Annotated in this window: 14 protein-coding genes; 9 read left to right on the top strand and 5 right to left on the bottom strand. The window is 71.8% G+C overall.

Annotated features, from left to right (window positions below; all coding sequences use genetic code 11):
* Window positions 1–61: 61 nt before the first annotated feature.
* Together MD221_RS11250 and MD221_RS11255 are read left to right on the top strand one after the other, a co-directional pair.
* Window positions 62–1,333 (top strand): DUF3472 domain-containing protein, encoded by a 1,272-nt coding sequence (locus tag MD221_RS11250; protein ID WP_242111824.1) that lies wholly within the window; start codon window positions 62–64, stop codon window positions 1,331–1,333.
* A 92-nt stretch (window positions 1,334–1,425) separates the two neighbouring features.
* Window positions 1,426–2,781, top strand: a complete 1,356-nt coding sequence (locus MD221_RS11255) for a Gfo/Idh/MocA family protein (RefSeq protein ID WP_242111826.1) — start codon at window positions 1,426–1,428, stop codon at window positions 2,779–2,781.
* Between the two features lie 52 nt (window positions 2,782–2,833).
* Here MD221_RS11255 and MD221_RS11260 read toward each other — a convergent pair whose 3' ends face one another.
* Window positions 2,834–3,622 carry a FadR/GntR family transcriptional regulator gene (locus MD221_RS11260; protein ID WP_242111827.1) on the bottom strand — a complete coding sequence of 263 codons (789 nt, stop codon included), beginning with the start codon at window positions 3,620–3,622 and terminating at the stop codon, window positions 2,834–2,836.
* A gap of 174 nt (window positions 3,623–3,796) precedes the next feature.
* On the opposite strand from MD221_RS11260, the gene MD221_RS11265 reads away from it, so the two are divergent.
* Together MD221_RS11265 and MD221_RS11270 are read left to right on the top strand one after the other, a co-directional pair.
* Window positions 3,797–6,097: a family 20 glycosylhydrolase gene (locus tag MD221_RS11265; RefSeq protein ID WP_242111828.1), complete on the top strand. Its 2,301-nt coding sequence runs from the start codon at window positions 3,797–3,799 to the stop codon at window positions 6,095–6,097.
* Complete coding sequence (locus tag MD221_RS11270; protein ID WP_242111829.1) at window positions 6,085–8,517, top strand: glycoside hydrolase family 3 C-terminal domain-containing protein; 2,433 nt, start codon at window positions 6,085–6,087, stop codon at window positions 8,515–8,517. The genes MD221_RS11265 and MD221_RS11270 overlap by 13 nt, the downstream gene beginning before the upstream one ends.
* Window positions 8,518–8,577: 60 nt before the next feature.
* On the opposite strand, the gene MD221_RS11275 is transcribed toward MD221_RS11270, so the two are convergent.
* Genes MD221_RS11275 through MD221_RS11290 form a run of 4 tightly spaced genes read right to left on the bottom strand, consistent with a single transcriptional unit; the run spans window position 8,578 to window position 14,619 of the window.
* Entirely contained in the window at window positions 8,578–10,098 is a 1,521-nt protein-coding gene (locus MD221_RS11275) for an alpha-L-fucosidase (protein WP_242111830.1), read from the bottom strand.
* Window positions 10,095–11,759, bottom strand: coding sequence for a peptide-N4-asparagine amidase (locus MD221_RS11280; RefSeq protein WP_242111831.1), 1,665 nt, complete (start codon window positions 11,757–11,759; stop codon window positions 10,095–10,097). Before MD221_RS11280 ends, MD221_RS11275 begins: the two co-directional genes overlap by 4 nt.
* Complete coding sequence (locus MD221_RS11285; RefSeq protein ID WP_242111832.1) at window positions 11,756–13,237, bottom strand: alpha-L-fucosidase; 1,482 nt, start codon at window positions 13,235–13,237, stop codon at window positions 11,756–11,758. Before MD221_RS11285 ends, MD221_RS11280 begins: the two co-directional genes overlap by 4 nt.
* Complete coding sequence (locus MD221_RS11290; RefSeq protein ID WP_242111833.1) at window positions 13,234–14,619, bottom strand: alpha-L-fucosidase; 1,386 nt, start codon at window positions 14,617–14,619, stop codon at window positions 13,234–13,236. Before MD221_RS11290 ends, MD221_RS11285 begins: the two co-directional genes overlap by 4 nt.
* A gap of 384 nt (window positions 14,620–15,003) precedes the next feature.
* Here MD221_RS11290 and MD221_RS11295 point away from each other — a divergent pair, with 384 nt between their 5' ends.
* The 5 genes from MD221_RS11295 (at window position 15,004) to MD221_RS11315 (ending at window position 20,016) form a co-directional block, all read left to right on the top strand.
* Complete coding sequence (locus MD221_RS11295) at window positions 15,004–16,017, top strand: formylglycine-generating enzyme family protein (RefSeq protein WP_242111834.1); 1,014 nt, start codon at window positions 15,004–15,006, stop codon at window positions 16,015–16,017.
* A 96-nt stretch (window positions 16,018–16,113) separates the two neighbouring features.
* Window positions 16,114–17,427 carry a Gfo/Idh/MocA family protein gene (locus MD221_RS11300; protein ID WP_242111836.1) on the top strand — a complete coding sequence of 438 codons (1,314 nt, stop codon included), beginning with the start codon at window positions 16,114–16,116 and terminating at the stop codon, window positions 17,425–17,427.
* Window positions 17,424–18,203, top strand: coding sequence for a ThuA domain-containing protein (locus tag MD221_RS11305; RefSeq protein WP_242111837.1), 780 nt, complete (start codon window positions 17,424–17,426; stop codon window positions 18,201–18,203). The genes MD221_RS11300 and MD221_RS11305 overlap by 4 nt, the downstream gene beginning before the upstream one ends.
* Window positions 18,200–19,291, top strand: a complete 1,092-nt coding sequence (locus tag MD221_RS11310) for an FAD:protein FMN transferase (protein WP_242111838.1) — start codon at window positions 18,200–18,202, stop codon at window positions 19,289–19,291. The genes MD221_RS11305 and MD221_RS11310 overlap by 4 nt, the downstream gene beginning before the upstream one ends.
* A complete protein-coding gene (locus MD221_RS11315; RefSeq protein WP_242111840.1) occupies window positions 19,288–20,016 on the top strand; it encodes a 3-keto-disaccharide hydrolase in 729 nt (242 codons plus the stop codon). The genes MD221_RS11310 and MD221_RS11315 overlap by 4 nt, the downstream gene beginning before the upstream one ends.
* The last annotated feature ends 27 nt before the right edge of the window (window positions 20,017–20,043 follow it).

Consider the following 20,043-nt stretch of genomic DNA (forward strand, 5'->3'; position numbering starts at 1 on the left):
GCGGCCCGGCGCATGCCGGCCGCGGCGGATCCCAGCCCGAACTTTCGTTCCGGAGAACCCCATGAGATCGCTCGTCCGTGCAAGTCTCGCGTTGCTGTGGTGGGCCCTGCCGTGCCTGGCCCTCGCGCAGGAGGCCGTCAGCGTGCCGCTGGGCGGCAATGCCTATCTCACCCGCTCGACGCCGTCGGCGCAGGAGGTCATCACCGAGACCGGCCTGCACGAGTGGAGTTCGAAGCGCACCGTCGTCAGCGTCTATTTCAGCGTGCCGCAGGCCGGCGAGCTGCAGCTGGCGCTGGAGGGCGCGCTGGCGGGCGCCAACCGCAGCAAGGTCAAGGTCACCGTGGGCGGGCGCTCGCTGCCGGTGGACCTGTTCGGCGCCGAGAGCGCGGTGTTTCCGGTCGGCAGCTTTACCGTCGACCGCCCGGGCTACGTGAAGGTGGACCTGCAGGGCGTGTCCACCGACGGCGGCTACTTCGGCGACATCAGCGCACTGCGCATCGCCGGCAGCGCCGCGGCCGGCGCGGTGTTCGCCGACGATCCGGAGAATTTCTACTGGTCGCGCCGCGGGCCCTCGGTGCACCTGGGCTACCAGGCCCCCGCCGACACCGAATACGTCTACAGCGAGGTGACCGTGCCCGAGGGCCAGGACCCGGTCGGCACGTACTACATGGCCAACGGCTTCGACGGCGGCTATTTCGGCATCCAGGTCAATTCGCGCAGCGAGCGCCGCGTGCTGTTCTCGATCTGGGACGCGCCCGACGGCGGCAAGACGACCCTGGTCGCCAAGGGGCCGCAGGTGGTCGACAACGATTTCGGCGGCGAAGGCACCGGCGGACAGAGCTATCTCGTCTATCCGTGGAAGGCCGGGCACACCTACCGCTTCCTCACCCGCGCCCGCCCGGACGGCAGCGGCGGCACGCTGTTCAGCGCCTGGTTCGCCGAGGCGGCGAGCCAGGCCAATGGCGGACGCTGCCGCGACTGGCGGCTGATCGCCACCTGGCGGCGTCCCGGCGGCCCCACCGCGCTGCGCTCGCTGTATTCGTTCCTGGAGTCGTTCCTGCCGGACAACGGCTACCTCGGCCGCAGCGCCCGCTACGGCAACCAGTGGGCCAAGCCGGCGGGCGGCGCCTGGACCGAACTCGTCACCGCGCGCTTCACGGTGGACGCGACCGGCAGCAACCGGCAGCGCCTGGATTACGCCGGCGGCGTGAACGCCAATCTGTTCCACCTGCGCCTGGGCGGCTTCTTCTCGCCGCCGGTGACGCCCGGACAGAGCTTCGTGCGCACCGCCGACGGCCGGCCGCCGGCGATCGACCTGGACGCCTTGCCTTGAGGGAGCTGCGCTAACCTGAGGCGGCATTCGCGGCACGCTCCCGCGTGCCGCGCCGCACGATCCGCACCATCGCAACAGAGAGAGACATCGCCATGCATCGTAGGGACTTCCTCCTCACCGCCGCCGCGCTGGGCGCGACCAGCCTGCTGCCCGCCGCGCCGGCGCGCGCGTCCCGCCGCCGCGTGCGCCTGGGCATGATCGGCACCGGCATGCGCGGCCAGGTGCTGCTGCACGAGCTGCTGCGCCGCGACGATGTCGAGGTGGCGGCGCTGTGCGACATCGAGCCGATCATGCTCAAGCGCGCGCTGGAGATGGCCGAGAAGGCCGGCAAGCCGACGCCGAAAGCCTACGGCGAGGACGGCGACGCGCATGCCTACCGCCGCCTGCTGGCGCAGCGCGGGCTGGACGCGGTGCTGATCGCCACGCCCTGGGAATGGCACGCGCCGATGGCGATCGAGGCGATGCAGGCCAAGCTCGCGGTCGGCTGCGAGGTGGTGGCCGGCGTCACCCTCAAGGACCACTGGGACGTGCTGGAAGCGCAGCAGCGCAGCGGCATGCCGTACATGCTGCTGGAAAACGTGTGCTACCGGCGCGACGTGATGGCGGCGCTGCAGATGGTGCGCGCCGGCCTGTTCGGCGAGTTGGTGCACCTGCAGGGCGGCTACCAGCACGACCTGCGCGGGGTGAAGTTCAATTCCGGCAACCCGAACGAACCGTATGACAGCGGCGTGGAGTTCGGGCCCAAGGGCTGGTCGGAGGCGCGCTGGCGCACCGAGCACTCGGTGCGCCGCAACGGCGAGCTGTATCCCAGCCACGGCATCGGCCCGTGCGCGATGTACACCGGCATCAACCGCGGCAACCGCTTCACCCACATCAACAGCTTCGCCAGCAAGGCGCGCGGCCTGCACGAATACACGGTGGAGAAGAGCGGCGGCACCACCCACCCCAGCACGCAGGTGCGCTTCAAGCTGGGCGACATCGTCACCACCACCCTGGCCTGCGAGAACGGCGAGACCATCCTGCTGCAGCACGACACCTCGCTGCCGCGCCCGTACTCGCTGGGCTTCCGCGTCCAGGGCACCAAGGGCCTGTGGATGGACCTGAACCAGTCGATCCACATCGAGGGCCGCAGCCCGCCGCACAAGTGGGAGCCGTTCCAGGCCTACCAGGACCAGTACGACCACCCGCTGTGGCGCAAGTACGCCGAGACCGCCGCCGGCGCCGGCCACGGCGGCATGGACTACTTCGTCATCCATGCCTTCGTCGAGGCGCTCAAGGCCGAGGCGCCGATGCCGATCGACATCTACGACGCGCTGGCCTGGAGCGCGATCACGCCGCTGTCGGAGCAGTCCATCGCCGAGGGCTTCAAGACCCTGGAGTTCCCCGACTTCACCCGCGGCCAGTGGCGCGCGCGCAAGCCGATCTTCGCCTTCGACGCGAAGTACTGAGCGGCCGCTCGTGCGCAGGCGCGCGATCGCGTGCCCGCGCCGCGCGCGATCCTCAGCGTTCTCCGCCGGAGAAAATGCGCAGCACCGAATCCAGGTGCTGCTGCATGGCCAGGCGCGCGGCGGCGGCGTCGCGGCGGCGGATCGCGATGACGATCGCCGCGTGCTCGTCCTCGGAGCGGTGCGGCATGTCATGGCTGGAATACAGCGCCTGCACGCGCTGGAACATGGCGCCGTACTTGTGCCCGAGCAGGTGGCGGATCAGCAGCGCGTAGGCGGGGTTGCCGCTGGCGTCGGCGATGCGGATGTGCAGCAGGCGGTCGCCCGGATGGGTGGCCGAGCCGACGCGGTTGTCCTCGATGTTGCGCTGGTAGGCGGCCTCGATGCCGTCGATCTCGGCGTCGCTGGCGTTCTCGGCGGCCAGTGCCGCGGTTTCCGGCTCGACCAGCCGCCGCGCCTGCAGCAGGGAGAACGGCGGGATCTCCGCGTCCAGGTCGGTCTCGATGCCGAGCTCGGGGTCCGGCACCCAGGGCTGGCTGCGCATCGCCCGCTCCAGCACCCGGCCGGCGGCATCGTGGGCGGGCGCGGCCGGTTCGCTCGCCAGCGGCGGCTCCGGGCCGATCACCACCACCCCGTCGCCGACGCGGACCCGGACCATGCCGATCACCTCCAGGGCGATCAGCGCCTCGCGCAGCGAGGTGCGGCTCACCCCGAACTGCTGCGACAGCTCGCGCTCGGCGGGCAGGTAGCTGCCCGGCGGGTACTCGCCGCGGTTGATCAAAACGCGCAACTGGTCGGCGATTTGCTGATAGAGCCGGCGATTCTGGATGCTTTGGACAGGCATAGTGTGGTAATGGTTAGACCATTGGACCTTTACAGGAGTCGCTCCAGTCCATCGAGGCGTCGCCTGGAACCCCAGCCGGCACGCCGCGATTAGACGCCGGCGGGCCGGAAGCGTCCACCCCCGCTCCCGATCATCCCCCTTCTCCGACATCCATTCCCGAACACGGAGCGCCTCGTGAGTTTTCTCCCTCGATTGTTCGCCCTCTGCCTGGTCGTCCTGTGCGCTCCCTTGCCGGCGCTGGCGCAGGCGCCCGAGGCGCCCCTGCCCGCGCTGATGCCGCAGCCGGCGCGGATCCAGGCACTGCCCGGTCGCTACCTGTCCGGGGCCTCGGCGCGGGTGGAACTCCCCGCCGGGGACGAGGAGGGCCGCGCCCTGGGCGAACTGGCCGCCACCATCCTGCGCGAGGCCTGGGCGGTGCCGGTGCGCCTGGAGTCCAAGGGCGAGGCGGGCGCGGACCTGACGCTATCGCTGCAGCCGGCACCCGGCGCCCATCCGGAGGGCTACGCGCTGCGCGCCGACGCCGACGGCATCCGCCTGAGCGCGGCCACGCCCGCCGGCCTGTTCTACGGCCTGCAGACCCTGCGCCAGCTGGCGCCGCCGGGCAGCGCCAAGGCGGGCGTGCCGGCGGTGCTGATCGAGGACGCGCCGCGCTTCGGCTATCGCGGGCTGATGCTCGACGTCGGCCGTCATCTCTACCCGCTGGAATTCCTCAAGCGCACCCTCGATCTGATGGCGCGCTACAAGTTCAACACCTTCCACTGGCACCTGACCGAGGACCAGGGCTGGCGGCTGGAGATCAAGCGCTATCCGCGCCTGACCGAGATCGGCGCCTGGCGCGCGCGCACCTCGCTGCAGCAGCGCGGCGGTCCCGACACATTCGAGGAGAAGCGCTACGGCGGCTTCTACACCCAGGCCGAGGCGCGCGAGCTGGTGGCCTACGCGAAGACGCTGCACATCCAGGTGATCCCCGAGATCGAGATGCCCGGACACACCGTCGCCGCGCAGGCGGCCTATCCGGAACTGGGCTGCACGCCGGGCCCGTTCGAGGTGCGCACCACCTGGGGCGTGGACGACAACGTGCTGTGCCCGAGCGAGCAGACCTTCGCCTTCATCGAGAACGTGCTGGCCGAGGTGATGGACATCTTCCCCTCGCCCTACATCCACCTGGGCGGCGACGAGGCGCCGATCGTGCGTTGGCAGCAGAGTCCGCTGGCCCAGGAGATCATCCGCCGCGAGGGCCTGAAGGACGAGCACGCGCTGCAGGGCTGGTTCATGCGCCGGGTGGAGAAGTACCTGCAGGCGCACGGGCGCAGGATGATCGGCTGGGACGAGATCCTCGACGGCGATCCGCTGCCCAGCGCCACGGTGATGTCCTGGCGCGGCATGGACGGCGGCGTGCGCGCGGCCAAGCTCGGCCACGACGTGATCATGGCGCCGACCTCGCACGTCTATCTCGACTACTGCCAGTCGCTGGCGCCGAGCGAGCCGGTCTGCTCGGGCAACCTGCCGCTGCGGCAGGTCTACGCCTTCGAGCCGGTGCCCGACTCGCTCACCGCCGCGCAGGCCAAGCACGTGATCGGCGGCCAGGGCAATCTCTGGACCGAGCGCGTGCGCACCAGCCAGGCGGCGGAGTACATGCTGTGGCCGCGCGCGCTGGCGCTGAGCGAGGTGCTGTGGTCGCCGCGCGCGCGCCCGGGCTGGGACGACTTCAAGCGCCGCCTGGAGCCGCAGCTGCGCACGCTCGACCAGCTGCGGGTCAACTACCGCGTGCCCGACGTGATCGGGCTCGAGGGCGACGCGATCTCGCTGCAGCCGCGCGCGCAGGTGCGCCTGGCCTCGCCGCTGCCCGGCGCACGCGTGCGCTACAGCCTGGACGGCAGCGATCCGACCGCGGCATCGCCCGTCTACGAGCGCCCCCTCGATCTCGAGCTCGCCACGGCCGGCACCGTGGTTTCGGCGCGGCTGGAGCAGCCCGGCGGACGCCTGGGGCCAGTGAGTCGCGCGCGCTACGCGCTGGCGCAGCTGCAGCCGGCCACGCGCGCCGAGCGCAAGGGCTTGAAGGCCGGACTCGAACGGGCGTACTACGAGGCGGCGATCACGCGTACCGAGCAGCTGCTGGCGCAGACGCCGCTGCGCACCGAGACGGCGCGCGGCATCGGCTTGCCCGAGCAGGCGCGCGCGGAGACCTTCGGCCTGCGCTACCGCGGCTACATCGACATTCCGGCCGACGGGGTCTATCGCTTCGTGCTCGGCTCCGACGACGGCGCGCGCGTGCTGATCGACGACAAGACCGTGGTCGAGCGCGACGGACTGCAGTCGCCGGGCGATTCCTACGGCAGCGCGGGGCTGGCCGCGGGCCTGCACGCCTTCGAGCTGCGCTACTTCCAGGGCGGCGGCGACAAGCAGCTGCAGCTGCTGGTGGAGCGCGACGGCGCCGCCGCCGAGCCGGTGCCCGAGAGCTGGTGGCGGCATTGATCCGCGCGCGGCGCCGCCTGCTCGCGGCGGCGTGCGCGTTCGCCGCCTGCACCGGCGCGCAGGGCGCGGGCGCGCCCCCGGCCGACCGCGCCGCATTCGCGCCCGTGCCGGGCGTGCAGCGCGAGGGCTGGCTCGACCTGAATAAGAACGGGCGTCAGGACGTCTACGAGAACCCGCGCGCACCCATCGCCGCGCGCGTGGACGACCTGCTGGCGCGGATGACGATGGAGGAGAAGACCGCGCAGATGGCCACGCTGTACGGCTACGGCCGCGTGCTGCGCGATCCGCTGCCGACGCCGGCCTGGAAGCGCGCGCTGTGGAAGGACGGCATCGGCAACATCGACGAGATGCACAACGGCTTCGGCGACGGCAAGGCCAGTCCCTACGCGACCGACCTGCGCCGGCACGTTTGGGCGATGAACACCGTGCAGCGCTTCTTCATCGAGCAGACCCGGCTCGGCATTCCCGCCGACTTCAGCAACGAGGGCATCCGCGGCGTCGAGGCCTGGGGCGCGACCAACTTTCCCAGCCAGCTCGGCATCGGCCACACCTGGAACAAGGCGCTGGTGCGCCGCATCGGGCGCATCACCGGCCTGGAGGCGCGCGCGCTGGGCTACAGCAACGTCTACGCGCCGATCCTGGACGTGGCGCGCGATCAGCGCTGGGGGCGCATGGAGGAGGTCTACGGCGAGGATCCTTACCTGGTGGCGCGGCTGGGCGTGGAGATGGTCCAGGGCCTGCAGCAGGACTTCACCGCCGCCGCCACCGCCAAGCACTTCGCCGTGTACAGCAACAACAAGGGCGCGCGCGAGGGCGAGGCGCGCACCGATCCGCAGGCCACTCCGCGCGAGGTCGAGGACATCTTCCTGCCGCCGTTCGCCGCGGCGATCCGCGAGGCCGGCCTGCTCGGGGTGATGAGCTCGTACAACGACTACGACGGCGTGCCCGTCACCGGCAGCGCCTACTGGCTGACCGAACGGCTGCGCGGGGATTTCGGTTTCCGCGGCTATGTCGTCTCCGACAGCGAGGCGGTCGAATACCTGTACAGCAAGCACGCGGTCGCCGCCGACGCCGAGGACGCGGCGCGGCAGGCGGTGGCCGCCGGGCTGAACGTGCGCACCAACTTCACGCCGCCGGAGCAGTTCGTGCTGCCGCTGCGCGCGGCGGTGCGCGACGGGTCGCTGCCGATGGCCACGGTCGATGCGCGCGTGCGCGACATCCTGCGCGTCAAGTTCACCCTCGGCCTGTTCGACCGTCCCTACGTCGAGGACGCCGAGGCCAGCGCGCGGCTGGTGAACGCCCCCGAGCACCGCGCGGCGGCGCTGCAGGCCGCGCGCGAGAGCCTGGTGCTGCTGAAGAACGCCGGCGCCGCGCTGCCGCTGCGCAAGACGCTGCGCCGCGTGGCGGTGATCGGGCCCAACGCCGACGACGGTCGCTATGCGCACCGCCACTACGGGCCGGGCGGCGGTGATCCGGTCACGGTGCTGGAGGGCATCCGCGCCAAGCTCGGCGCCGGCGTGGACGTGCGCTACGCCAAGGGCACCGAGATCGCCGGCGAGAACTGGCCGCGCATCGAGATCCTGCCCGAGCCGCTGAGCGCGGCCGAGCGCGCGGGCATCGACGAAGCCGTCCGGGCGGCCAGCGGCGCCGACGTCGCGGTGGTGGTGCTGGGCGATGGCGACCGCACGGTGGGCGAGAGCCTGAGCCGCACCAGCCTCGACCTGCCCGGCCGGCAGGAGGCGCTGCTGCAGGCCGTGCACGCCACCGGCACGCCGGTGGTGCTGGTGCTGATCAATGGCCGTCCGATGTCGGTGAACTGGGCCGACGCGCACGTGCCGGCAATCCTGGAGGCCTGGTTTCCCGGCGACCAGGGCGGCACCGCGATCGCCGACGCGCTGTTCGGCGACTACAATCCGGGCGGCAAGCTGACGGTGACGTTTCCCAGGACGGCCGGACAGATTCCCTTCAACTTCCCCAGCAAGCCCAACGCGCAGTGGGAGGGCGAGAAATCGCGGGTCAACGGCGCGCTGTACGCCTTCGGCCACGGCCTGAGCTATACGCGCTTCGACTACGACAATCTGCGCGTGACGCCGGCGCGGCAGCGCGCGGGCGGCGAGGTCGCGGTCAGCGTGGACGTGCGCAACGCCGGCGACCGCGACGGCGACGAGGTGGTGCAGCTGTACACGCGCGACCTGGTCAGCTCGGTCACCACCTACGAGAAGAATCTGCGCGGCTTCGAGCGCATCCATCTGAAGGCCGGCGAGCGCCGCACCGTGCGCTTCGCGCTCAAGCCCGAGGACCTGGCGCTGTGGAACCGGCAGATGCAACGCGTGGTGGAACCCGGCCGCTTCCGCGTGATGGTGGGATCCGGTTCCGAGGACATCCGCCAGCAGGGCGAGTTCGAGATCCTCGCCGACTGACCGCGGCCATCGATCTGCGGTCTTCCGATCCCGTTCTTCGCCGAGACGGCGACGGCGCCCTCAGGCGTCGCCGTGATCGTCCGCGCGCTTGCCAGGCGCGAAGGCTGCCGCACCGCGGAACAGGGACACCTGGGCGATGCGCGGCGTGTCGTAGGCGAAGTCGATCATCAGCCGCAGCCGCTGCGCGCGTACCGGCGCCATCCGCGCCAGGCGGCAGTGGCCGAGGGTGCTGCCCCAGGCGACCGTGCGCCAATCCTCGCCCGCGTGCGCCTGCAGGCGCCAGGCGCCGACGTGCTGGCCGTGGGCGATCGCCTCGCCCAGGCGCACCACGTCGAACTGCACGGGTTCGGGCAGGGCGAACTCCAGCCATCCGCTGCGCGCATCGGCCTGCCAGTGGCGATCGGGATCGGGATCGAGCACGGCCGCGGCGTCGCGGCCGCCGCTGGCGCGCACGCGCGCGCGGCGCAGCAGGTCGTCGGCGAACAGCGCCGTGCGCCGCGCATGGAAGCCGGCCAGCGCGGCCAGGTCCGGCGCGTCGAACAGGCCCTCGCGGTTGGGCGGCACGTTGAGCAGCAGCTTGCTGTTGCGGCCCACCGAGTTGAAGTACAGCTCGAGCAGATTGTCGGCCGAGCGCACCCGATCCGATTCGCGGGCGTGCCAGAACCAGCCGGGACGGATCGACACGTCGGTTTCCGCCGGCCGCCACACTGCGCCGTCGGGATCGCCCTGCTGCAGCGCCTCGGTGGTCCAGGGATCGTTGACGCCGGGCGCGGGCACGCGCGCCGGATCCACCGTGCTCCAGTTGACGGCGCCGGCGCTGCCGCTTTCGTTGCCGACCCAGCGCACGTCCGGGCCGGCGTCGGAAAACATCACCGCGTTCGGCTGCAGGCGGCGCACCGTGGCGTGGATGCGCGGCCAGTCGTAGGTTTGGCGACGGCCGCCCGGGCCTTCGCCGTTGGCGCCGTCGAACCAGACCTCGGTCATCGGGCCGTAGCGCGTGAGCAGTTCGGTCAGCTGCGCGATGTAGACGTCGTTGTACTCCTGGCCGGAACCGTAGCGCGGATGGTTGCGGTCCCAGGGCGAGAGATAGACGCCGGTGCGCAGGCCTTCGGCGCGGCAGGCCTCGACGAATTCGCGCACCAGGTCGCCGCGGCCCTCGCGCCAGGGGCTGGCGGCCACCGAATGCGCGGTGGTGGCCGTCGGCCACAGGCAGAAGCCGTCGTGGTGCTTGGCGGTGAGGACCATGCTGGCGAAGCCGGCCTGGCTGGCCGCGCGCGCCCATTGCCGCGCGTCCAGCCGCGTCGGCGCGAACACCTGCGGCGATTCCGTGCCGTCGCCCCATTCGCGGTCGGTGAAGGTGTTGACGGTGAAATGCACGAACATCGACAGCTCCTCGCGCTGCCAGGCCAGCTGTGCGGGCGTGGGCACGGGGCGCGCCGCGGTGTCGACGGCGGCGGCCGCGCGTTTGGGCGCGGCCGCGGCGCTCACGGCGCAGGCGGGCAGCGCGATGCCGGCGCCGAGCGCGGCGAGGAAACGGCGGCGCTGCGGCGCGGGAGGCGCATTGCGGTGCGAGGCGCTCATGGCGATTGCATGTCCCGGGGCAGGGAGGCGGGGAGGCAGCCGCGTTCGTCCACGACGAAGCGGCCGTTGCGGTTCTCGATCCTGCGTTCGGCGCAGCCGCCGGCGCTGTCCTCGCGCCGCCAGCTCTGGCGCGTGTCGGCGGTGGCGTTGCGCTGCTCGCGCGGTACCTGCCCGGTGTAGGACGCGGTGCCGACGAAGCGGTCGCGGGTGCGGGTCCAGGCGCCGTCGCGAACCTGCGTGGCCTGGTCGTGGAGATCGAGCGCGGTGGTCAGGCGCGGCTTGCCGTCGACCGGACGGGTCTGCAGCGTGCCGTCGAGCCCGAAGCGATGATCGTTGCGCTCGGTGGAGGCCGCGCCGCGCGACGGACGGCGGACGACGGTTTCGCTGTCGCGCCACTCGCCCAGCAGGGCATGGTCGCCTTCGTCGTCCTCATGCTCCTGCGCGGTCCAGCGGTGGTGCACGTCGCCTTCGATCGCGCGCTCGACCGTGGTCTGCACCACGCCGTGCGAGGTGCGCGCCTCGCCGCGCGCGAGGAAGCGGCGCTGCCAGCGTTGCCGCAGGCGCGGCTGCCGGCGGTCCAGCGTTTCCAGCTCGCCGTCCACGGTCGTGGTCCCGGGATCGGTTTCCAGCAGACGCGCGACCACGCGCCGGCTGCCGGCATCGCGCCAGACCTGCAGGTTCGGCATCAGCGTCCAGCCCTTGGCGTCGGCGGCCAGGCCGGCCACGCGCAGGCGCACCTCGTGCGGCTTGCCGTCGCCGAACAGGGCGAGGAAGGGCGTGAGTTCGTAGCGGATCGGCGCGATGTCGAACGCGCGCGGCGCCGGGATCGCATACCAGAGGAAGGGGTTGGACCAGCCGCCGGTATAGATGTGCGGATACGGCGCCGCCACGCCGGCCACGCGGCCGTCGATCAGCACCTGCACCTCGCGGTAGGGCCCTTGCGGGGCACGGCACCAGACCTGTTCGGCGTCGACGGCGAAGTACCAGAACTCCTCGCAGCCGCCGCCCGAGCCGGTGGCGTAGACCTCGGCGACCACGCGTTCGGCATTGGCCGGCAGCGAGGCCGCGCCGACGGTGTCGGGGCCGTCCTGGCGCAGGTCCTGCAGCGGCAGCACCAGGTCGGCGCTGGGCGCCGGCGGATGCGCGGCGTCGGCGGGATAGAACTGCAGGCGCAGGCGCACGTCGAACACGCCGGTGTGCGTGTCGTTGACCACGTTGCCCAGGTGCATCTCCACCGGCTGGGGCGCGGTGAACAGCGATGCATAGGCGCTCACGTCCTTCTCGACCTGCCAGGCAATGCCCTCGCGCGAAGGCTCGGGGGAGCTGGTGCGGAAGACCGTCACGCCGCCGACGCTGACGTGGCCGATGCGATCGTACTGCCGGCCCTTCACGCTGCCGTCGATGCGCAGCACGATCCGGTGCCAGGGCCCGGGACACCGGCGCGCGGCGTCGATGCCGGCGCGCGCCGGTTCGAAGCTGTCGAAGGCATGGTGCAGCACCTCCACCGTGCACGCCGGCACGTCGGCGGGCGCGGGCGAGGGATAGGCGGTGCGCGGGTCGTCGTGGTCGTTGCCGAAGGCGGCCGGCGGCGGCGCGCCGGGACCGGCCGCGGACGCCGGCGCGCACAGCAGCGCCGCCAGCAGCGCGCAGGCCGCCTTCATCGCGCCGCTCCGGCCGCGCCCGGCAGGCGGATCGCCCAGGCATAGGCCTGGGCGGTGGCCGCGCGCGCGGCGGCGGGCACGTCCACCACGGTGGCCTCGCCCTGGCGCGTCCAGGCCAGCGCCGCGTCGCTGCCCAGCAGCGTCAGGCGCGCGCCGGCGCGCGGCGCCGGGCCCGGGATGCGCAGCGTGGCCGGCAGACGCTCCTCGCCTGCCTCGGGCAGGTAGATCGCGAACACGTCGCCGTTGCGCATCCGCGTATAGCGGAACTTGCCGGCGCGGTAGGGCGGCACCGCGCGGCTGGCATAGATCGCCTCGCCGTTCACGCGCATCCAGCCGCCGATCTCGCGCAGCCGCTGCACCGCCACCGGCGGCAGTTCGCCGTTGGCGTCCGGCCCGACGTTGAGCAGGTAGTTGCCGCCCTTGGCGACCACGTCGACCAGCATCTGCACCACCTCGCGCGCCGGCTTGTAGCGGTCGTTGGGCACGTAGGACCAGGAATCGCCCAGGGTCATGCAGGTTTCCCACGGATAGGGCAGCGGCTGGTCCGGGATCTTCTGCTCGGGCGTGCGGTAGTTCTCGTAGCGGCCGCCGACCGCGCGGTCGACCACGATCAGGCCGGGCTGGTTGGCGCGCGCCAGCTTCGCCAGGCCCGGCATGTCGATGTCCTGCGGCCCGGGCGCCGGGTTGGTCGAATGCGCGTCCTCGCCGGCGGCGTCCGGCCGCACCCAGCCGCCGTCCAGCCACAGAATGTCCAGCGGCCCGTATCGCGAGGTCAGCTCGCCGATCTGCGCGTGGGTGAAGTCGACGAAGCGCCGCCAGCGCTGCGGATGCTTGCGGGGGTCGTAGTTGACGTGGCGGCTGGGCGTGGCGAAGCGCGGCCACCAGTAGTCGTCGCTGTGCCAGTCCGGCTTGGAGAAGTAGGCGCCGATGCCGAAGCCGCGCGCGCGGAACGCCTCGAACACCTGCTTGGTGACGTCGGCGCGCGGATCGTCGTGGAAGGGCACGTTGGGCGCGGTGATGCGGTAGTCGCTCTGCCGGGTGTCGAACATCGCGAAGCCGTCATGGTGCTTGGTGGTGAACACCACGTACTGCATGCCGGCGTCCTTGGCCGCGTCGGCCCAGGCGCCGGCATCGAACTTCACCGGATCGAAGGTGGCGGGCAACTGCTCGTAGGCCTTCACGTAGCCGACGTAGTCGTCGGCGTATCGCGCCGTATGCGGGTTGTTCTTCGAGGGCCCGCACCAGTCCACGTCCTCCGAGCAGATCGACCACGACTCGACCACGCCCCACTGGCTGTACGGCCCCCAGTGGGCCATGAAGCCGAACTTCCAGTCCTGCCACCGGTCGAGCTTGCGCAGCACCAGCGGATCGGTCTCGGGCACGTAGTCGCCGGGACTGTCGGCGCGGGCTTCGGGGAGGCAGGCCGCGCCGGCGCAGGCGGCCAGCAGCGCGAAGGCGAGCATGCGCAGCGCCGTCATTCGTTGCTCTCGATCGGCTTGGAGGCCTCGCGGTACAGCGCCAGCGGGCGGTCGAGTTCCAGCGCGATCACGGTCATGTCCGCGTCGTAGGCCTCGGACGGGATCGACAGGTACAGCAGGCCCGGCACCTTGCTCCAGTCGTACTTGCCGAGCACGCGCGTGCCCACCGGCTGCTTGCCGCCGACCACGTAGGCCTTGGCGACCGCGGCATCCAGTCCCTTCACCAGCACCTCGCCGCTGGGCTTGCCGTCGACGAACAGGTAGAGCGTCCTGCCGTCCTTGGACAGCGTGCTCGGTCCGGCGTAGTGGTCCAGCGACGGGCCGGCGACCGTGCCGTAGATCGCCTGCGCGTGCTTGCCGGTCCAGCGGCCGAGGCCTTCCAGGATCTGCGCCTGGCGCGGATCGAGCGTGCCGTCCTCGCGCGGGCCGATGTCCAGCAGCAGGTTGCCGCCCATGCCGATCACGCCGGCGAACAGGTGGATGATCTGGTTGGCGTTCTTGTATTCGGTGTCGCGCGGCTGGTAGCCCCAAGACTGGTTCATGGTCAGGCACAGCTCCCAGTAGCGCGGCTCGGGCCGCAGCACCGGCACGCCCTGCTCGGGCGTGGCGTAGTCGCCGTATTCGTTCAGGCGCGAATTGATGATCGCGCCGGGATTGCGCGCCAGGATCGCGCTGCGCACCTTGGCCGACTGCCAGCCGGCGGCATCGTGTTCCCAGTCGCCGTCGAACCAGTACAGGTCGGGGCGATAGCGCTCGCCCAGGTCCTCGATCTGCCCCTGGTAGTAGTCCAGGAAGCGCTGCCAGCGCTGCGGCTCCCGGGCGAAGTCGTAGCGCTTGCTCTTGCGCGTGAACACGTCGTAGTCGTCGTAGGACCAGTCGGGCAGCGAGTAGTACAGGCCGACCTTCAGGTCGCGCTGGCGCAGTGCCTCGACGAACGGTCCGACCAGGTCGCGTCCGGCCGGCGTGTCCTTGACCACGTTCAGGCCCTGGCGGCTGTCCCAGAGCGCGACGCCGTCGTGGTGGCGCGCGGTGAGCACCGCGTAGCGCGCGCCGCTGCGCCGGACCGCGTCCGCCCAGGCGGCCGGGTCGTAGCGGCTGGCGGTGAAGCCGCGCAGCTGCTTCATGTAGTCGGCGTGCGACATCTTGCCGTTGAAGAAGGCCCAGGACTCGTCGACGCCGTCCACGGCGTAGATGCCCCAGTGGATGAAGATGCCGAGCTTGGCGTCGGCGAACCACTGCATCCGCCGCGCCTTGGCCTCGGCGCTTTCGGCGGCGTGGCCGGGCGCGGCGGCGGCCGGGGGCGGCGCCGCGGCGGGGGCGGGAGCGGTGGACAGCAGCAGCGACAGCCCGCATAGCGCGGCGGATAGACAAACCTTCATCATGCCCCTCATTGGCCTATTGGTTGGACCATTTATATCCGGGAATTCGCGGCGACCAGAAGTACTCCGTGTCGCTTCCCTCCCCCGGAATTGGGGGCATGCCGGACTGGCCCCGGCCCTGGTGGTCTCGCCCCGAATCGCGAGTCTCGGCCATTAGATCGTTATAAATTGTGATCATATTCACATTTATGCGCCTGTATTGCCGCTAAGGTCGGGGACGTTCAAGGCCGGAGGGCGGCCTTGTGGGCTCCGGGCGCAAACGAAAGCAGCGGCCTTTGGGGACTTACAGGTTGGACCATTGGGCCGGTCGCTCGTCAAGGGAGTTCCGTGATCGCAAGCCGCCAGACGCCATCGTGCGCCATCCATCCCGGGATCGCGTCCCGCCACTTGCCCGGATCCGCCGCTTCGTGCTTTCCGCAGACCGGCTCGCGCGTCGCGCTGGCGTTGGCGCTCTGCCTGTCCGGCGCCTTCGCCGGCGCCAAGCCGCCCGCGGCGGCTGCCAAGCCCTATACCGAAACGATCCCCGGCTCGCAGGTCGCCTTCGACATGGTGCCGGTCCCGGCCGGGCGCTTCCGGATGGGCAGCCCGGCCTCGGAAGCCGGGCGCGGCCAGGACGAGGGGCCGCAGGCCGAGGTGCGCGTGGGCGCCTTCTGGATCGGCAAGCACGAGGTCACCTGGGACGAATACGACCAGTTCCGCAAGCAGGCGCCCGCGCTCAGCAAGGGCGCCGACGCGCCCGGCGACGCGGTCACCGGCCCGACCCCGCCCTATGCCGACGAGTCCTGGGGCTTCGGCAAGGGCAGGCAGCCGGCGATCGGCATGACCTGGCACGCGGCGACCGAATACTGCCGCTGGCTGTCGGCCAAGACCGGCCACCACTACCGGCTGCCCACCGAGGCCGAATGGGAATACGCCGCGCGCGCCGGCACCGACACGCCCTGGTCCTCCGGCGCGCAGGCCGCCTCGCTGGAGGCCAGCGCCTGGTACGCCGGCAACGCCAACAGCGTGCCGCACCGCGTCGGCGGCAAGCAGCCCAACGCCTTCGGCCTGTACGACATGCACGGCAACGTCGCCGAATGGACGCTGGACCGCTACGAGGCCGGGCGCTACGCCGCGCTCGAGGGCAAGGCGACCACCGACCCGCTGGCGATGCCGGGCGCGGCGCGCTATCCGCACGTGGTGCGCGGCGGTTCGTTCGAGGACGACGCCGAGCACCTGCGCAGCGCCGCCCGTCGCGCGTCGAAGCCGGCCTGGAGCCGCCGCGACCCGCAGGAGCCGCAAAGCATCTGGTGGCACACCGACGCCAGCTTCGTCGGCTTCCGCGTGGTGCGCGCCGTGGACGAGGCGCCGGCATTGAAGTCGTTCAAATCGAAGATCACCCGCGCCAGCCCGAACGAATAGAAGCATCGGGAGACGCATGCGCCGTCGAACGGTTCCATCCAGCCGCGCCATCCGGCAATCCGCCAATCGATTCCGACCATCCCGAGGGGGGCAGACATGACCGAACAAGACCGCCGCGCGTCCGCGCATTCCTTCGATCCGCTGCGCCGCGAGTTCCTCAAGCGCGGCGCGGGCACGGCGGCGGCGATCGGCCTCGCCTCGGCCTTCGGCGCCGCCTATGCCGGCGGCAGCGACGAAATCCGCGTCGGCCTGGTCGGCGCCGGCGGCCGCGGCACCGGCGCGCTGCGCAACGTGCTGGAAGCCGCGCCGGGCGTGCGCGTGGTCGCCATCGGCGACGCGTTCCCCGATCGCCTGGACAAGAGCATCGCGGCGATCGAGGCCAAGCTCGGCAAGCCGCTCGACGTGCCGCCCGAGCGCCGCTTCGCCGGCCTGGACGCCTACCAGCAGGTGCTGGCCCAGGACATCAACTACGTCATCCTCGCCAGCCCGCCGGCGTTCCGTCCCGAGCATCTGCGCGCGGCGATCGAGGCCGGCAAGCACGTCTTCACCGAGAAGCCCATCGCGGTCGATTCGCCCGGCGTGCGCCAGGTGCTGGCGCTGTCGGACATCGCCGACGGCAAGGGCCTGAAGATCGCCGCCGGCACCCAGCGCCGCCACCAGGCCGGCTATCTCGACACGATCCAGCGCATCCACGACGGCGCCATCGGCGAGATCGTGGCCGCGCGCGCCTACTGGAACCAGGGCGGACTGTGGCGCATCGACCGCGAGCCGGGCTGGAGCGACGGCGAGTGGATGCTGCGCAACTGGCTGTACTTCAACTGGCTGGCCGGCGACATCATCGTCGAGCAGCACATCCACAACATCGACGTGGTCAACTGGGCGATGAACGCGCACCCTGCCGCGGCGGTGAGCCTGGCCGGACGCCAGGTGCGCACCGAGTCGGTGTACGGCAACGTCTACGACCATTTCGCCACCGACTTCGAGTACGAGAGCGGCGCGCACCTGATCAGCATGTGCCGGCAGATCGACGGCTGCGCCAACAACATCTCCGAGGCGCTGGTGGGCACGCGCGGCAACGCGCGCGTGGACCAGCATGCGATCACCGGCGCCAACGCCTGGAAACGCGACCCGCGCGTGACCGAGAACGACACCGATGCCTACGTGCAGGAGCATGCCGACCTGATCGCGGCGATCCGCGGCGGCAAGCCGCTCAACGCGCTCAAGCAGGTGTCCGAGGCGACGCTCAGCGCGATCATGGGGCGCATGGCCGGCTACAGCGGCGGCCGCGTCACCTGGGAGGAGGCGCTCAACGCCGAGGAGACGCTGGCGCCGGGGCCGTTCGCGCTGAGCGGCGCGATCGCGGTGCCGGCCGTGGCCATGCCCGGCAAGCCCGGGGCGAAGGCGGCGTGAGCGCGCGCGTGGCCGGCGGCGCGGCGCGCGCGGCAGTGTGCGTTCTGTGGCTGCTGGCCTGCCTCGCCTTGCCGTCCGGCGCGGCGCCGCGTACGCGTCCGGCCGCGGCGGAAGTGCTCTACTTCACCTATTCGGCCGGCTACCGGCACAAGGTCGTGCCCGAGTCCGAGCGCATCCTGTCCAAGCTGGGCGAGGAGTCCGGGCGGATGCGCGTCACCGTCAGCCACGATCCGGCGATCCTCGACGCCGCGCGCCTGGCGCGCTTCGACGTGGTCGTGTTCTACACCACCGGCGAGCTGCCGATCGATGCGCGCCAGAAGCGCGACCTGCTCGCCTTCGTCGAGGACGGCAAGGGCTTCGTCGGCATTCACAGCGCCAGCGACACCTTCTACCAATGGCCGGAATACGGGCGGATGCTGGGCGGATACTTCGACGAGCATCCGTGGAATCAGCAGGTCACGGTGAGGGTCGAAGACCGCCGGCATCCGGCCACGCGGCACCTGAGCAGGCGCCTGGACATCGCCGACGAGATCTACCAGTTCAAGGACTGGTCGCGCGCCGACGTGCACGTGCTGCTGCGCCTGGACACGGCCTCGGTCGATCTGGCCCATCCCAAGGTGCACCGCAAGGACGGCGATTTCGCCCTGGCCTGGACGCGCGCGCAGGGCCGGGGCCGCGTGTTCTACACCGCGCTCGGGCACCGGCCCGAGGTCTGGCGCGACCCGCGCTTCCAGCACCTGCTGCTGGGCGCCGTGCAATGGGCGGCGGGCGAGTGAGGCGCGCGCTGGCGGCCTGCCTGCTGCTGGCATCGGCGCCGTCGCCGGCGGGCGCGTCCCCGGTGCGCTACGAGTACCGCGAAGCGCACATGGGCACGCAGGCGCGGATCGTGCTGTATGCCGACGATGCCGGCACCGCCGCGCGCGCGGCGCGCGCCGGCTTCGCGCGCATCGCCGCGCTCGACCGCAGCCTGAGCGACTACCGCGAGGACAGCGAGCTGATGCGGCTGGCCGCGCAGGCGGGCGGCGGCGAGGCGGCGATCGGCGAGGACCTGTTCCGCGTGCTGCAGGCCGCGCAGGCCGTGGCCGAACGCTCGAACGGCGCCTTCGACGTCACCCAGGGCGCGCTGACCCGGCTGTGGCGCGGCGCGCGCCGGCTCAGCGAACTGCCGCGCCCCGAGCGCGTGGCGCAGGCGCGCGCGCTCGGCGGCCATCGCTGCCTGCATCTGGACGCGCGCACGCGCACCGCCCGCATCGATTGTCCCGGCATGGGGCTGGACGTGGGCGGCATCGCCAAGGGCTACGCCGTCGACGAGGCGCTGTCGGCGGTGGCCGCGCAAGGCGCGTCGCGCGCGCTGGTCGCGCTCGGCGGCGACATCGCCGTCTCCGACGCGCCGCCGGGCGAGGCGGGCTGGCGCGTGACGATCGCGCCGCTGCTGCCGGCGCACGCTGCGCCGGTACTCTTGCTGCGCCACGCCGCCGTCTCCACCGCCGGCGATGCCGAGCAGTGGTTCGAAGCCGACGGGCATCGCTATTCGCACCTGATCGATCCGCGCAGCGGCTGGCCGATGCAGGGCCGCAGCGCCACCACCGTGATCGCGCGCCGCGGCATCGATGCCGACGGCCTGGACACCGCCGCCGCGCTGCTCGGCCCGGAGGCCGGCGCGCGCCTGGTCGCGTCGGTGCCCGGCGCGGCCATGCGCATGGAGCGGCTGGCGCCGGACGCCGCCGGCGCGCAAGTCCATCTTTCCGCTGCCTGGCCACGCGGCGCGCGGCGGCTTTACGATGGCGAGCGCGTCGCGCATTCGCATGCAACCGCCATCACGCGCCTCGCATCCACCCGCATGCCATCCTCGGTGACGCCATGATCCGCCTGCCTCGATCCGCCTTCCCGTTCCGTATCGGCCTCGGTCTCCTGCTTGCCTGCCTGGCGGCCTCCTCCGGCGCGGCGCCGCCCGCGCCGGGCGCGGCGTTGAGCGCGGCCGAACGCAAGCAGGGCTTCGTATCGCTGTTCGACGGCCACTCGCTGCGCGGCTGGCACGGCTATCGCAAGCCGGGCGAACCCGTCGCGGGATGGGCGGTCGAGGACGGCGCGATCGTGCGCACCGGCGCCGGCGGCGACCTGGTCAGCGACGGCCGCTACGGCGACTTCGAGCTGCGCATCGACTGGCAGGTGGCGCCTGGCGGCAACAGCGGCATCTTCTATCGCGGCGACGAATCCGAGCCGGAGATCTACCGCACCGCCGTCGAGTACCAGGTGCTCGACAACGAGCGCCATCCCGACGGCAGGAACGGACGCGACCGCTGGGCTTCGGCCGCCTATAGCCTGTACGCGCCGGAGAAGATCACCGTGCGTCCGGCCGGCCAATGGAACCGGACCCGCATCGTCGCGCGCGGCGACCACGTCGAGCACTGGCTCAACGGCGAGAAGGTGGTCGCCTACACGCTCGGCTCTGCCGACTGGAAGGCGCGCGTGGCGGCCAGCAAGTTCAAGGACTGGCCGGGCTTCGGCGTCCTGCGCAGCGGCGTGATCGGCCTGCAGGACCATGGCGACCGGGTACGCTACCGCAACATCCGCCTGCGCGCGCTGTAGCCGGCGCGGCCAGCGAACAGGGATTCG

The sequence above is a fragment of the Luteimonas aquatica genome, assembly GCF_022662575.1.
Classification (GTDB): Bacteria; Pseudomonadota; Gammaproteobacteria; order Xanthomonadales; family Xanthomonadaceae; genus Luteimonas; species Luteimonas aquatica.

Excerpts from the sequence above, each read along its gene's own strand:
- MD221_RS11250 (WP_242111824.1), top strand. The coding sequence starts at position 62 with ATGAGATCGCTCGTCCGTGCAAGTCTCGCGTTGCTGTGGTGGGCCCTG.
- MD221_RS11255 (WP_242111826.1), top strand. The coding sequence starts at position 1,426 with ATGCATCGTAGGGACTTCCTCCTCACCGCCGCCGCGCTGGGCGCGACC.
- MD221_RS11300 (WP_242111836.1), top strand. The coding sequence starts at position 16,114 with ATGACCGAACAAGACCGCCGCGCGTCCGCGCATTCCTTCGATCCGCTG.
- MD221_RS11285 (WP_242111832.1), bottom strand. The coding sequence starts at position 13,237 with ATGACGGCGCTGCGCATGCTCGCCTTCGCGCTGCTGGCCGCCTGCGCC.
- MD221_RS11290 (WP_242111833.1), bottom strand. The coding sequence starts at position 14,619 with ATGATGAAGGTTTGTCTATCCGCCGCGCTATGCGGGCTGTCGCTGCTG.
- MD221_RS11260 (WP_242111827.1), bottom strand. The coding sequence starts at position 3,622 with ATGCCTGTCCAAAGCATCCAGAATCGCCGGCTCTATCAGCAAATCGCC.
- MD221_RS11275 (WP_242111830.1), bottom strand. The coding sequence starts at position 10,098 with ATGAGCGCCTCGCACCGCAATGCGCCTCCCGCGCCGCAGCGCCGCCGT.
- MD221_RS11315 (WP_242111840.1), top strand. The coding sequence starts at position 19,288 with ATGATCCGCCTGCCTCGATCCGCCTTCCCGTTCCGTATCGGCCTCGGT.
- MD221_RS11280 (WP_242111831.1), bottom strand. The coding sequence starts at position 11,759 with ATGAAGGCGGCCTGCGCGCTGCTGGCGGCGCTGCTGTGCGCGCCGGCG.